This window comes from Amycolatopsis samaneae (genome assembly GCF_039541975.1).
Classification (GTDB): Bacteria; Actinomycetota; Actinomycetes; order Mycobacteriales; family Pseudonocardiaceae; genus Amycolatopsis; species Amycolatopsis samaneae.
In genome coordinates this window covers 577,720-590,730 of sequence record NZ_BAABHG010000002.1, presented here as the reverse complement: position 1 = coordinate 590,730, position 13,011 = coordinate 577,720, and the positions used below count along the sequence as shown (strand labels likewise).

At 68.6% G+C, this 13,011-nt stretch carries 12 protein-coding genes; 6 read left to right on the top strand and 6 right to left on the bottom strand.

What is annotated here, in order from left to right:
- Window positions 1–18 precede the first annotated feature (18 nt).
- The 4 genes from ABD987_RS05970 to kstD form a co-directional block, all read right to left on the bottom strand.
- Window positions 19–1,068, bottom strand: coding sequence for a 2Fe-2S iron-sulfur cluster-binding protein (locus tag ABD987_RS05970; RefSeq protein WP_345387784.1), 1,050 nt, complete (start codon window positions 1,066–1,068; stop codon window positions 19–21).
- Complete coding sequence (locus ABD987_RS05965) at window positions 1,061–1,324, bottom strand: hypothetical protein (RefSeq protein ID WP_345387782.1); 264 nt, start codon at window positions 1,322–1,324, stop codon at window positions 1,061–1,063. The genes ABD987_RS05970 and ABD987_RS05965 overlap by 8 nt, the downstream gene beginning before the upstream one ends.
- Window positions 1,321–2,481 (bottom strand): 3-ketosteroid-9-alpha-monooxygenase, oxygenase component, encoded by a 1,161-nt coding sequence (locus ABD987_RS05960; RefSeq protein WP_345387780.1) that lies wholly within the window; start codon window positions 2,479–2,481, stop codon window positions 1,321–1,323. The genes ABD987_RS05965 and ABD987_RS05960 overlap by 4 nt, the downstream gene beginning before the upstream one ends.
- 70 nt (window positions 2,482–2,551) lie before the next feature.
- Window positions 2,552–4,225, bottom strand: coding sequence for a 3-oxosteroid 1-dehydrogenase (kstD, locus tag ABD987_RS05955; protein WP_345387777.1), 1,674 nt, complete (start codon window positions 4,223–4,225; stop codon window positions 2,552–2,554).
- Between the two features lie 99 nt (window positions 4,226–4,324).
- On the opposite strand from kstD, the gene ABD987_RS05950 reads away from it, so the two are divergent.
- The 6 genes from ABD987_RS05950 (at window position 4,325) to ABD987_RS05925 (ending at window position 10,940) form a co-directional block, all read left to right on the top strand.
- Window positions 4,325–5,926 (top strand): FAD-binding protein, encoded by a 1,602-nt coding sequence (locus ABD987_RS05950; protein ID WP_345387775.1) that lies wholly within the window; start codon window positions 4,325–4,327, stop codon window positions 5,924–5,926.
- A gap of 36 nt (window positions 5,927–5,962) precedes the next feature.
- The gene (gene hsaA / locus ABD987_RS05945) at window positions 5,963–7,138 is read left to right on the top strand and encodes a 3-hydroxy-9,10-secoandrosta-1,3,5(10)-triene-9,17-dione monooxygenase oxygenase subunit (RefSeq protein ID WP_345387773.1); all 1,176 of its coding nucleotides are present in this window, start codon (window positions 5,963–5,965) and stop codon (window positions 7,136–7,138) included.
- Window positions 7,138–7,977 carry a 4,5:9,10-diseco-3-hydroxy-5,9,17-trioxoandrosta-1(10),2-diene-4-oate hydrolase gene (gene hsaD / locus ABD987_RS05940; protein ID WP_345388269.1) on the top strand — a complete coding sequence of 280 codons (840 nt, stop codon included), beginning with the start codon at window positions 7,138–7,140 and terminating at the stop codon, window positions 7,975–7,977. Before hsaA ends, hsaD begins: the two co-directional genes overlap by 1 nt.
- A complete protein-coding gene (hsaC, locus tag ABD987_RS05935) occupies window positions 7,977–8,891 on the top strand; it encodes an iron-dependent extradiol dioxygenase HsaC (protein ID WP_345387771.1) in 915 nt (304 codons plus the stop codon). Before hsaD ends, hsaC begins: the two co-directional genes overlap by 1 nt.
- On the top strand, window positions 8,888–9,430 hold the full coding sequence (gene hsaB / locus ABD987_RS05930) for a 3-hydroxy-9,10-secoandrosta-1,3,5(10)-triene-9,17-dione monooxygenase reductase subunit (protein ID WP_345387769.1): 543 nt from the start codon (window positions 8,888–8,890) through the stop codon (window positions 9,428–9,430). The genes hsaC and hsaB overlap by 4 nt, the downstream gene beginning before the upstream one ends.
- Window positions 9,431–9,689: 259 nt before the next feature.
- Window positions 9,690–10,940, top strand: coding sequence for a DUF222 domain-containing protein (locus ABD987_RS05925; protein ID WP_345387767.1), 1,251 nt, complete (start codon window positions 9,690–9,692; stop codon window positions 10,938–10,940).
- A gap of 31 nt (window positions 10,941–10,971) precedes the next feature.
- On the opposite strand, the gene ABD987_RS05920 is transcribed toward ABD987_RS05925, so the two are convergent.
- Both ABD987_RS05920 and ABD987_RS05915 read right to left on the bottom strand, forming a co-directional pair.
- On the bottom strand, window positions 10,972–11,808 hold the full coding sequence (locus tag ABD987_RS05920; RefSeq protein ID WP_345387765.1) for a hypothetical protein: 837 nt from the start codon (window positions 11,806–11,808) through the stop codon (window positions 10,972–10,974).
- A gap of 144 nt (window positions 11,809–11,952) precedes the next feature.
- Entirely contained in the window at window positions 11,953–13,002 is a 1,050-nt protein-coding gene (locus ABD987_RS05915) for a fatty acid desaturase family protein (RefSeq protein WP_345387763.1), read from the bottom strand.
- Window positions 13,003–13,011: the final 9 nt, after the last annotated feature.

Below are 13,011 nucleotides of genomic sequence, written 5' to 3'. Positions count from 1 at the left end.
TTACTGCTGGTCTCGTCGTTATTCGTAGCTGATCTCGACCTCGTCGGTGAGCGGCACCGACTGGCATGCCAGCACGATGCCGTCCGCGATGTCGTCGGCGTCGAGGATCTGGTTCTCGAGCATCTTCACCTCGCCCGACACCAGGCGGCACGCACAGGCGCTGCACTGGCCCTCCCGGCACGAGTACGGTGCGTCGAGCCCCTGGTCCAGCAGGTGGTCCAGCAGCTTCCGGCGGCGCGGCCAGCTCACCTCGCGGGTTTCGCCGTCGAGGCTGACGGTCAGCCGGGCGGGCTCGCCCGCGTCGTCGCCACCCGCGTCCCCGGTGCTCCCGGCGGAGGCGGGTTCGGGGACGTCGAAGGGGTTGCCGGCCAGCGAACTGAACTTCTCCACGTGCACTCGCCTGCGGGGCACGTCCAATGCGGACAGTGCCTGCCGCGCGGCGTCCATGAACGGCGCCGGACCGCAGAGGAACGCCTCGTGCGCGTGGTAGGGCGCGGCCAGCGAACGGAGCTGCTCCGCGGTGGGGAGACCCTGGACGCTTTCCAGCCAGTGCAGCACCGTCAGCCGGTCCGCGTGCCGTGCCGCGAGATCCGCCAGCTCGCGGGCGAAGATCACGGAGCGCTCGTCCCGGTTCGCGTACACCAGCACGACCCGGCCGGATCCGTGTGCCAGCGCCGTCTTCAGGATCGAGATCACCGGGGTGATCCCGCTTCCCGCGGCGAACAGCAGGAAGTCCTCGTCGAGCGAAGCGGGGGAGAACACCCCGGACGGGGCGAGTACCTCGATCCGGGCGCCGGGCTTCAGTTCGTCGCACACCCAGTTCGAGCCGTAGCCCCCGGCCGTGCGTTTCACCGTGACCTGCACCCGGTCCTCGTGGGGCGCGCTGGAGAGCGAATAGCAGCGCGCCACCGACCCGGTCCGCTCGCTCGGGATCCGCAGCGTGAGGAACTGCCCCGCGGTGTAGGCGAACGCGGCCGCGTGTTCGGCGGGGATCTCGAAGACGATCGACCGCGCGTCCGCCGTCTCGGTGACGACGTCGGCGACGGTGACCGTGTAGCGATCAGCCATCGGAGACCGCCAAAGTCCCGTCCCGCACCGCGTCGTCGATGCTCTCCGACAGCCGTGAGCAGCTGTCGAGCAGCGCCGTCTGCGCCCCGCCCGCCGCCTGCTCGGCGAACACCGGGCAGCTGCGCCCGGCGTCGGTGGTCCACTGGATGCTGGTGTGCTGGATGCTGTTCTTCTTGACCAGCACACAGGTGCCGCAGCTGCGGCACTCGTGTGGTCGCAGCCCGGCGGTCAGGAACTCAACGGTCTCGGCCTTCACACGCCCGCCTCTTCCTCGGCGCGCTGCCTGGCGAGGTTCTCCGCGACCTCGGCGGCCCACACCTCGTTCGCCCTGCTGGTGTCCACCTCGAACTCGAACCGGCGGGTCATGTCCTCGGTGACGTCCGCGGCGTCCACGTAGAACTGCTCGTACCAGCGCCGCAGCTGGTAGACCGGGCCGTCCTCCTCGCACAGCAGGGGATTGTCGATGCGGGTCTTGTTCTTCCAGATCTCGACGTCCTGCAGGAAGCCGACACCGATTCCCTTGGCCAGCTTCGCCGCGATCTTGTCGGCGTGCTCGTCGGAGATCCCGGGCAGTTTCTTCACCATCACGCCCCACTGGAGCACGAACGAGTTCGCCGTCACCGGGTAGTGGCAGTTGATCAGCACGTTCTCGATCTCGAAGCCCTGGAACGTGTTGAGCAGCGTGTTGATCATGTACGACGGGCCGAAGTAGGACGCCTCCGACCGCAGCAGGTTCTCCTCGCCGCCGTAGTTGGACGCCATGCCCTTGTCCGGGCGGCCCTTGGTGTTGAGGTACTGCGTGGCGATGTGCCCCTCGAAGATGTTCTTGAAGTACGTCGGGAACGCGTAGTGGATGTAGAAGAAGTGCGCCATGTCCACGACGTTGTCGATGATCTCGCGGCAGTTCGCGTTCTCGATGAGGATCGAGTCCCAGGACCAGTTGCTCCACTCGTCGCTGAACGCGCCCTCGACCCGGGGGATCACGATGTCGTCCGGCGGCGGGTTGCCCTCGGGGTCGTGCCACACGAACAGCTGCTGGTTCTGCTCCATCGTGATCCAGGACCGGGTCCGCGCCCGCAGCGGAACCCTTTTGGCGTAAGGGATCGCCACGCACTTGCCCTTGCCGTTCCAGCGCCAGTCGTGGAACGGGCAGGCGATCTCGTCACCCTTGACCGTGCCCTGGGTGAGGTCGCCGCCCATGTGCCGGCAGTAGCCGTCCAGCACGTTCAGCGCGCCCGACGAGTCGGCGAACACGACGAGTTTCTCGCCGAAGGCCGAGATGGCGTGGGGCTTCCCGTCGCGGAACTGCTCGGCCAGCCCCAGGCAGTGCCAGCCGCGCGCGAACCGCGCCGGGGGCGCCCCGGCGTCGATCGTGCGGACGGACTCGCCGCCAGACCTGGGTGTTTGCGTCATCGCTCAACCTCCGTGTCCTGCGGGACACCCGCACCCGGTCGGCCCGACAAACAGCTGCGCAATGGTAAGTTCATCGGTCCTCCATGGTCCCCTGATCTTCGTGTGCCAGCCGCTCGGCCGCAAGGTAGCCGAACACCATGGCGGGCCCGATCGTCGCGCCGGGCCCGGCGTAGGTGCGGCCCATCACCGCGGCGCTCGTGTTGCCCGCCGCGTACAGCCCGGCGATCACCGAACCGTCCTCGCGCAGGACGCGTGCGTGCTCGTCGGTGAGCAGCCCGCCCTTGGTGCCGAGATCGCCGGGCACGATCTTCACCGCGTAGTACGGTGCGCGATCCAGCGGGCCCAGGCTCGGGTTCGGCCGGTTGCGTGGATCGCCGTAGTAGTGGTCGTACGCGCTGCGCCCGCGGTGGAAGTCCTCGTCGACACCACGCCGAGCGAAGTCGTTGAACCGGGAAACCGTCGAGGTCAGCGCTTCGGCCGGGACACCGATGCGGTCGGCGAGCCCGGTGAGCGTCGAGGACTTCGCCGCGATCCCGGCCTTGAACCACCGTCCCGGCAGGGGTTGCCGCGGGCCGAGCCCGGTGAACATGTACCGGTCGCGGTAGCGCTGGTCGAACACCAGCCAGGTCGGGATGTGCTCGCCCGGCCCGTCCCCTTCGCCGTACATCGCGTGCACGGCCTCGACGTAGGGCGCGGACTCGTTGACGAACCGTTCGCCTCCGGCGTCGACCATGAGACAGCCGGGCCGCGACCGCTCGGCGAGCGCGAACCAGGGGCCGCCGGTGAGCGGCATCGACGGCCCCCACCACGCGTCGTCCATCAGGTCCAGCGCCGCGCCGAGCTTGAGCCCGGCGGTGATGCCGTCGCCGGTGTTGGCCTTGGCCCCGACGGTCCATTCCGTCCCGATCGGGGCGCGTTGGTACTTCGTCCGCATCTCTTCGTTGTGTTCGAACCCGCCACAGGCGAGGATGACGCCCCGGCGTGCGCGCAGCAGCGTCTCGGTGCCGTCGCGGCGGACGAGCACGCCGGTGACCTTGTTCCCCTCAGTACGCAGGTCGAGCAGCGGGGTGTCGAGCCAGACCTCCACGTTCGCGCGTTGCAGCCCGGCACGCAGCCCGGCGGCCAGTGCCTGGCCCATCACGAGCTGGCGGTGCCCGCGGGCCCGTCCGGCGAGCCAGCGCATCCCCAGTCCGAGCAGCCGCAGAATGCCGCGCGGGTGCCGGGCGATGAGGCTCAGCCAGCGGTAGTCGGCCTGGGTGAGCGGAACGCCGAGCGGGGGAGCGCTGTACGGCGGCTCGAGGTTGGCCAGCTCGGGACCGAGCAGCCGGCCGTCGAGCGCGGCGGGTTCGACCGACCGGCCGCCGGGGCGCCCACCGGGTGCTTCGGGGTGGTAGTCGCTGTAGTCGCGTACCCAGCGGAAACGCAGCGGCGAGTGATCGCAGACGAACCGGAGCACCTCGGGGCCGCGGGCCAGGTAGGCGGCACGACGTTCCGGCGGGACGGTGTCGCCGACGATCGACGCCAGGTACTCACGGGCGCGTTCCGGCGGTTCGTCGATCCCGGCGGCGCGCAGCGCGTGGTTGCCCGGGATCCAGACACCGCCGCCGGAACGTGCGGTCGAACCGCCGAAATGCGACGCTTTCTCCACGACGACGACGTCGAGGCCGAGGTGGGCCGCGGCGAGGGCAGCGGTCATCCCGGCGGCGCCGCTGCCGACCACAACCACGTCGAACTGGTTATCCATCCCACCTCACCTGGAACGTGTTCCATCGGATCATTGGCCTGCTCGGGGCTGTCCTCGTCACCATAGACGAGAACGTGTTTCAGTTCTAGGGTAGTCGACATGGACGAACTCGTCGTGGACGTGGTGATCGTGGGATTCGGCGCGGCCGGCGCGTGCGCGGCGATCGAAGCCGCCGACGCCGGCGCCGAGGTGCTCGTGCTCGACCGGTTCTCGGGCGGGGGCGCGAGCGTGGTGAGCGGTGGCGTGGTCTACGCCGGAGGCGGGACCGCGCAGCAGCTCGACGCGGGTGTGGAGGACACGCCCGACGCGATGCTCGACTACCTGCGCCAGGAGACCGGCGGCGTGGTGTCCGAGGAGACACTGCGGCGGTTCTGCACGTCGAGCCGGGACATGATCACCTGGCTGGAGGGCAACGGCGTTCCGTTCGAGGGCAGCCTGTGCCCGTACAAGACGTCGTATCCGTCCGACGACCACTACCTCTACTACTCCGGCAGCGAGGCCGCCGGAGGTTTCCGCGACATCGCCAAACCGGCGCCGCGCGGGCACCGGGTCAAAGGACCCGGAACATCCGGAAAGCTCCTGTTCTCCCGGCTCGCCGCCGCCGTGCGCCACCGCGGAGTTCGTGTTCTCCCGCAGGCACACGCCAGGACGTTGACGGTCGACGACCAGGGCGCGGTCACCGGCGTCGTGGTCGACACCCTGCGTGACGCGCCGAGGTGGGCGCGCGCGGCGCACCGCCACCTCGCCCGCTATGCCGCGAAACCCGGGATCTACGTGCCCGCGCTGCGCAAGGCGCTGCATCGCCGGGCCGCGAAGCTCGAACGTCGTTACGGGCGGGAACTGCGGATTTCGGCGCGCCGCGGGGTGATCCTGGCGGCGGGCGGGTTCATCGCGAACCGCGAGATGGTGCGCGAGCACGCGCCGGATCACCGGGGTGGGCTCGCTCTCGGGACCTCGGCCGACGACGGGTCGGGTATCCGGCTCGGCGTCGAGGCGGGCGGCGCGACCGCCGGGCTGGAGCGGATCTCGGCATGGCGGTTCCTTTCGCCGCCGGCCGCGTTCCTCGGCGGCATCCTCGTCGACGCCGACGGTGGCCGGATCATCGACGAGTCGCGGTACGGCGCGGCGATCGGCGAACGGATGATCGCCGCGCACGGCGGGCGCGGCTGGCTGCTGGTGGACGAGAAGATCGTGGCCGAGGCACGACGTGACGGGCGGTCGCAGAGCCAGTGGTTCCAGTGGTTGCAACTGCGGTACCTGCTGCGGCGTGGCCGGGTCACCGGCGCCACCGTCGACGAGGTCGCCCGCAAGGCGGGTGTCGCTCCGGACGGGCTGCTGGCCGCGGTGGAGGCCTACCGCGCCGGGCCCGACCCGACCGGGAAGCCGGCTGAGTTCGCCCGGCCGCTCGACGCGCCGCCGTATTCGCTGATCGACGTCTCCGTCAAGCCCAACCTCGGCTATCCGTGCCCGATGCTGACGCTCGGCGGGCTGGTGGTCGACGAGGACACGGGCGCGGTACGGGGCGCGGACGGGCGCTCCATACCCGGGTTGTACGCGGCCGGGCGTACCGCGGTGGGAATCTGTTCTAGGTCCTACGTGAGCGGGCTCTCGCTCGCCGACTGCGTGTTTTCCGGCCGTCGTGCGGGAATAAACAGTGCCCTTGCGCAGGGGGTTCTCGACAAAAACGAGAACGTGTTCTAGTCTTGGCCTGGTTGGGACACGAGAGAGGGACAGTGCATGAGCGAGCAGACCGCCCACGAGGTGATCGCCGGGGTCCGTGAGCTGCTCCCGGTCCTGCGGGAGCGGGCACAGGAAGCCGAGGACGGGCGCCGCGTGCCCGAGGAGTCGGTCAAGGCCTTGCAGGAGACCGGTTTCTTCAAGCTGTTGCAGCCGAAGCGGTACGGCGGCGTCGAAGCCGATCCGGTGAGTTTCTACACCGCGGTGAAACTGATCGCGAGCGCGTGCGGGTCCACCGGCTGGGTCGCCTCGATCCTCGGTGTGCACCCGTGGCACGTCGCGTTGTTCGACGGGAAGGCGCAGGAGGAGGTCTGGGGCGACGACGTGGACGTCCGGATCTCGTCCTCCTACGCCCCGATGGGCAAGGCGACCGTGGTGGACGGCGGCTACCGGCTCAGCGGTCGCTGGAGCTTCTCCTCCGGCTGCGACCACTGCAGCTGGGTGCTGCTCGGCGGACCCGTGTTCGCCGATGGCAAACCGGTCGACTTCTGCACCTACCTGGTGCCGATCGCGGACTACTCCATCGTGGACGTCTGGGACACCGTCGGCCTGCGCGGCACGGGATCCAACGACATCGTCGTGGAGGACGTGTTCGTCCCTCAGCACCGTGCGCTGAGCTTCATGGCGACGTCGAAGTGCAAAACGCCGGGACAGGAAGTCAACCCGGGCCCGTTGTACCGGCTCCCGTACGGTTCGGTGCACCCGAGCACCATCACCGCGCCGATCATCGGGATGGCCCAGGGTGCCTACGACGCGCACGTCGAGCACCAGGGCAAGCGGGTGCGGGCCGCGTACGCCGGTGAACAGTCCAAAGAGGATCCGTTCGCCAAGGTGCGGATCGCCGAGGCGTCCAGCGAGATCGACGCCGCGTGGCTCCAGCTGACGCACAACATCGACGAGCTGTACCAGCTCGCGTGCCGTGGCGAGAAGCTTCCGTTCAGCACGCGGCTGCGCGTGCGCCGGGACCAGGTCCGCGGCACCGAGCGCGCCATATCGGCGATCGACCGGCTTTTCGAGAACTCCGGCGGCCGGGCATTGCAGGCCGGTACGCCGATCCAGCGATTCTGGCGCGACGCGCACGCGGGCCGGGTGCACGCGGCCAACGACGCGGAGCGCGCGTACGTCATGTTCGGTACCGGTGCCTTCGGGCTGCCCGTCGAGAATGCGATGGTGTGATGGAGGGCAAATACGCCGAAACCCCCGGCGGGGTGAGGCTGCACTACCACGAGTCCGGGGTGGAGCATCCGGAGACGGTGATCTTCCTGCACGGCGGCGGCCCCGGCGCGTCGGCGTGGAGCAATTTCGGCCGCAACCTCCCGGTGTTCGCGAAGTCGTACCGTGTGATCGCCGTCGACCAGCCCGGGTTCGGCCGCTCGGACAAGCCGACCGAGCATCCGCAGTACTTCCGGCACAGCGCCGGTGCGGTCGCCGGGCTGATGGACACGCTCGGGATCGAACGGGCGCACTTCGTCGGCAACTCGCTGGGTGGCGGTGCCGCGGTGCGGCTCGCACTCGAACACCCGAAGCGCGCGGGGCGGCTGGTGCTGATGGGGCCGGGCGGGCTGAGCGTCAACGTGTTCGCACCCGACCCCACCGAGGGTGTCAAGAACCTCTCGCGGTTCGGTGGCGCTCCCACGCGTGAGAACCTCGAAGCCTTCCTGCGGATCATGGTGCACGACCAGGCGCTCATCACCGACGAGCTGATCGACGAACGGCTCGCCGCCGCGAGCACGCCCGAATCGCTGGCCGCGATGCGGGCGATGGGCATGTCGTTCATGCGACCGGATTCGTACGAGGAGGGCATGCTCTGGCGGGAGGCACATCGGCTTCGGCAGCGGGTCCTGCTGATCTGGGGCCGGGAGGACCGGGTCAACCCGCTCGACGGCGCGCTGCTCGCGCTCAAGACGATCCCGCGCGCGCAACTGCATGTCTTCGGTGGCTGCGGGCACTGGGCGCAGCTGGAGAAGTTCGACGAGTTCAACCGGCTCGCCCTCGACTTTCTCGGGAGTGCGTGATGGGTATCCGTTCATTGGGCTACCTCCGCATCGAAGCCACGGACATGGCCGCGTGGCGGGAATACGGGCTCAAGGTGCTCGGCATGGTGGAGGGCAGTGGCACCGACCCGGACGCGCTTTATCTGCGAATGGACGACTTCCCGGCGCGGCTGGTCGTCTTCCCCGGCGAAAAGGACCGGCTCGCGCAGGCGGGCTGGGAGGTGGCCAACGCGGGAGAGCTGGACGAGATCCGCGATCGGCTCGACGCGCATTCCGTGCCGTACAAGGAAGGCACGCCGGAACAGCTCGCCGACCGCAGGGTGGACGGCCTGGTGTCCTTTGTGGATCCCTCGGGCAACGAGCTGGAGGTGTTCCACGGTGTCGCGCTGCAACATCGGCGTGTCGTCAGCCCGTACGGACATCGTTTCGTCACGGGGGAGCAGGGGCTCGGGCATGTCGTCCTTTCCACACATGATGATGACGCCGCGCTGCGCTTCTACCGCGACGTGCTGGGCTTCAGGTTGCGCGACTCGATGAAGCTGCCTCCGCAGCTGGTCGGCCGTCCCGCCGACGGGGCGCCGGCGTGGCTGCGGTTCTTCGGCTGCAACCCACGGCACCATTCGCTGGCGTTCCTGCCGATGCCGACACCGAGCGGGATCGTTCACCTCATGGTCGAAGTCGAGAACACCGACGATGTCGGGCTGTGTCTGGACCGTGCGATTCGCCGGAAGATTCCGATGTCGGCAACTCTCGGGCGGCACGTCAATGACTTGATGCTCTCATTCTACATGAAGACGCCGGGCGGCTTCGACGTGGAGTTCGGCTGCGAGGGCCGCCAGGTGGACGACGAGAGCTGGATCGCTCGCGAAAGCACCGCCGTTTCGTTGTGGGGACACGACTTCTCCGTCGGCGCCCGCCCGCCGGGGTCGTCATGACCGCCATGACCGAAATCGATCCGGCGCGGTTCCGGTCCGTGCTGGGCCACTTCTGCACGGGTGTCGCCGTGGTCACCGGCCACGACGGGACCGCTCCGGTCGGCTTCGCCTGCCAGTCGTTCGCGGCGGTGTCCCTGGAACCGCCGCTGGTGCTTTTCTGCCCCGCCAAGACGTCCCGGACCTGGCCGGTACTGGAGTCGTCCGGTGTCTTCGCGGTGAACGTGCTGGCCGACGAGCAGCGAGAGGTCAGCGCGGTCTTCGGCGCCCGCGGCACCGACAAGTTCGCCACGGCGCCCTGGACCCCGGCGCCGTCCGGCTCTCCCTTGCTGGACGGCGCGCTGACCTGGATCGACTGCGCGCTGGAAGCCGTGCACACGGCGGGCGACCACTACGTCGTCATCGGCCGTGTCACGGCGCTCGGCGATGTCTCCGACGCGCGCCCGCTGCTCTTTCACCGCGGGCGTTACACGGTGACGGAGCCGGTACCCGACGCGCTGGCGGCCCTCAGGCCGTGGCCTCGCCCGGACGACTGGCTCTGAGCCTTCGGAAGTCGCCGGTCGTAGCCGGTGACCTGGGCCGACAGCTCCACCGGTCAGGATTCGCTGTTACCTCGACTCTGTCTTCCCTTGGTTAAGCAGAAAAAGCTGGATCGGACATGTCTTTTCGCGATCCGGATTTGCCGATTTCCCTTTCCTGGTAGCTATTTCTCGGCATTTATGTCCTTTGTGGACATTTGTTTTGACAGGTTCATCATTTCGTGTGATTTATCGCACAGATGTTCGGTGTACCGTGGGCCCCGTGTCCACTTCGACCATTCCCCTGACCTCGCCCGGCGCCTCAGGTGCCGAGGCGGCCCTGTCCGAAGTATGTGCTCTGGAGAAGGAGGTGTGCCGGTTGCGGGCGCGTCAGATGCGTGCCCTGGAACGATATTTCCGATGTGCCGGGTCCCGAAGATCGGCCACCGCCGAACTCGCACGCGCCGGGGCGATGACGCCCCGGCAGGCGGAACGGAAGCTCGTGATGGCCGAGGCGCTGGTGCGCCGGTTGCCGCGCACGCTCGCGTCGCTGGAGCGCGCCGAGATCGACGAACTCAAGGCCACCAAGATCGTCGAGTCCACCGTCGTCCTGTCCGATGTGCTGGCGAGACGGGCGGACGAGATCATCGTGCGCAGACTGACGGGGAAGGACTCCGGTTCGTTGCGGAGGGCGGTCAACAGGGTGGTGCTGAGCCTGGATCCGGACGGATACCGGGCCCGGTCCCTGGAACGACGGCGGTGCCGGGAGGTCCGGCTCCGTCCCGAGGGCGAGACGATGAGCAGGCTGGCCGCGCGATTGCCGGTCGAGCAGGCCAGCGCGATCTATGCCTCTGTCGATCGTGCCGCCCGGGAACTGCGGCGTGTCCCGGGGGAGGGTCGCACGACCGGCCAGCTGCGGGCCGATGTGTTCGCCGACCGGTTGCTGGTGGCCCATGGCGGAGATGCCAGCGTGCGTGCGGACATCCAGGTCCAGGTCGACCTGATGACCTTGGCGGGGCTGAATCAGGAGCCGGCCGAGCTGGCCGGGTACGGGTCGATTCCCGCGTGGCTGGCCAGACGGATCGCGACCTCGCCGTCCTCGACCTGGACACGGCTGATCACCGACGCCGACACAGGGCATCACCCGTCCGTCGGGCGCGACACGTATCGGCCGCCGTCGGAGCCGGACTGCGACCTCCGGGTCCGCGACCGCGAATGCGCGACCCCGGGTTGTCGCCGTCCGGCTCGGTTCGCCGAACTTGATCATGCCGACGAGAGGCATGGCGAACGGGGCGAGAGCAGCGCCGATGCCCTGGATGGTCACTGTGCCTTCCATCGCGAAGTGAAGCGCGAGCCTGGCGAGCGGCCTGTTCCCCGTCGTAACGGTAGCGACCTGATCGTCACACCGACGGGTCGCAAATACACTCACCATGCCCAACCGTTCCATGAGCCTCGCACCCGTCGGTCCAGGCGCCCCGCCGCCATGAGCCGGTCGCGAAGGAGAACGGAAAAGCGGAAAACGAAGAAGCCCTGAAATGGACTCCCGTCGGCCCGTTTCCCTCGCGTCACCATTCCCAGCGAACGCCGATCCGGCCGACGACGTCGGCTTCCCTGTGCTGCGCGGAGCCGGTCGCGTTAGCGGGTATCTCGGCGAAATGTGTTGCGTGCGTGCCGGACGGGCCATGCGACCGTACGCACCGCACGGGCGTTCGCGCCGGGTCGAAACTCAGGTCGAGGAGGTAATTCTTTGTGGCGATCGGAAAGTGTCGGGCGAACCCGTCACCGGAGAGCCAGGAACGCCGTGGCGGATAGGCGATCCGGTAGTCCATGATGATCGTTTCGCCGCGGCGTAGCGGCGAGACGAACAGCAGGTCCGCGCTGAGGACGCCGTCATGTCGGTCGACTGCGATCCGGCCGGTCGCGCAGTGGCGAACGGCGATCACCTCCGGCACGTGAGCCGGGTCCACGTCCCATCGCAGAGGCCAACGGTCGAGCCCGTCCCGATCCGCCCGCAGCACCTGCCGGACGAACACCGACTCGAGTCCGCCCAACACACCGACCTCGGCGCGGTCCTGCACACTCAGCGGAGTGAGGCCGGTCGTGGGGAACGCTGAAGCCGGTCGGGCGTAACGGCCACGGGGGCGCGGCGGTCCCAACAGCGACCGCAGCGACCTCGACGGGACCGCCAGGACGTGCTCCAGTTCGACCAGGGCCCGGAGGGACTCTGGGCGTTCCGGCCGCCGCCTGCCGGACTGCCAGTGGCTCAGTGTCGGCACGCTGATGGAGACGCCTCGCATCCGGAGGCGGTACTGGATCCGGTCCAGTGACAGGCCGCTGGCGGTAATGGCGGCACGGAGGGCGGATGCGAACGTGCCGGTCGTCTCCTCGGTGATACCTGGCATCGGTACTCCTCGTCGCGAGTTCGTCGGTCGGGTGACTCGAGTACTCAGCGACAAGAACAACGCGGGTATCTCGCAGCGGTGTGCCTCTTTCGTGTGGGGTGGTGAGGTGGCATGTACTGAACGTAAGCAACAGTGTGTGGAGTGTCAACGGTGCCCGGATCGTGAATCTTCTCGGATGGGGGCGCTCGCTTCGTGGAGGTGTCGCAGTGCCTGCCGGTAGGAGTCGAATAGTCCCGTCTGGGTGTACGGAATGCCCTTCTCGGCGCAGTACGCCTCGACGATCGGCTGTGCCCGCCGCAGGTGCGGGGAAGGCATGCTCGGGAAAAGGTGGTGTTCGACCTGATAGTTCAACCCGCCCAGTGCGACGTCGACAAACCGGTTGCCGCGGACGTTGCGCGAGGTCAGCACCTGCTTGCGCAGGAAGTCGAGCTCGGGTTTCCCGGTCAGTGTCGGCATGCCCTTGTGGTTCGGTGCGAAGATCGATCCCATGTAGACACCCCACAGTCCCTGATGGACGGCGAAGAAGACCAGCGCCTGCAGCGGGGTCAGGACGATCAGCAACGCGCCGAGGTAGACCGCGAAGTGCGTGAACAGCAGAGCCGCTTCCAGCCCACGCCGTTTCAGGCCGGGCTTCCGCACCGCGCGGATTCCCGACCAGTGCAGGTTCAGGCCTTCCAGGGTGAGCAGCGGGAAGAAGAGGAAAGCCTGGTAGCGGCCGATGAACCGGGGAAGTCCCCGGCTCGCGCGGGCCTGGCCCTTCGACCACACGAGGATGTCCGGGTCGACGTCGGGGTCGAGCTCCTCGTGGTTCGGGTTGGCGTGGTGGCGGGTGTGCTTGTCCATCCACCAGCCGTAGCTCATCCCGATGCCGAGGTTGCCGGCGATCCGCCCGGCGATCTCGCTCGGACGTCGGGTGCGGAACACCTGCCGGTGCGCCAGGTCGTGGGACAGCAGCGCGATCTGTCCGAACATCACCGCCTGGAACACCGCGACCGCGAGCTGCCACCAGGATGCGCCGAGCAGCGCGAACGCGACCCAGCCCGTGCTGAACAGCGCGGCCACCAGAGTGACGCGGGCGGCGTAGTAGCCGGGGCGGCGCGCGAGCAGCCCGGCCTCGCCGATACGACGCGAGAGCCGGGCGTAGTCGGTGCTCGCACCCGGGGGCGCGGGATGCACGAGATTGTCTGTGGTCACGCCCCGAGT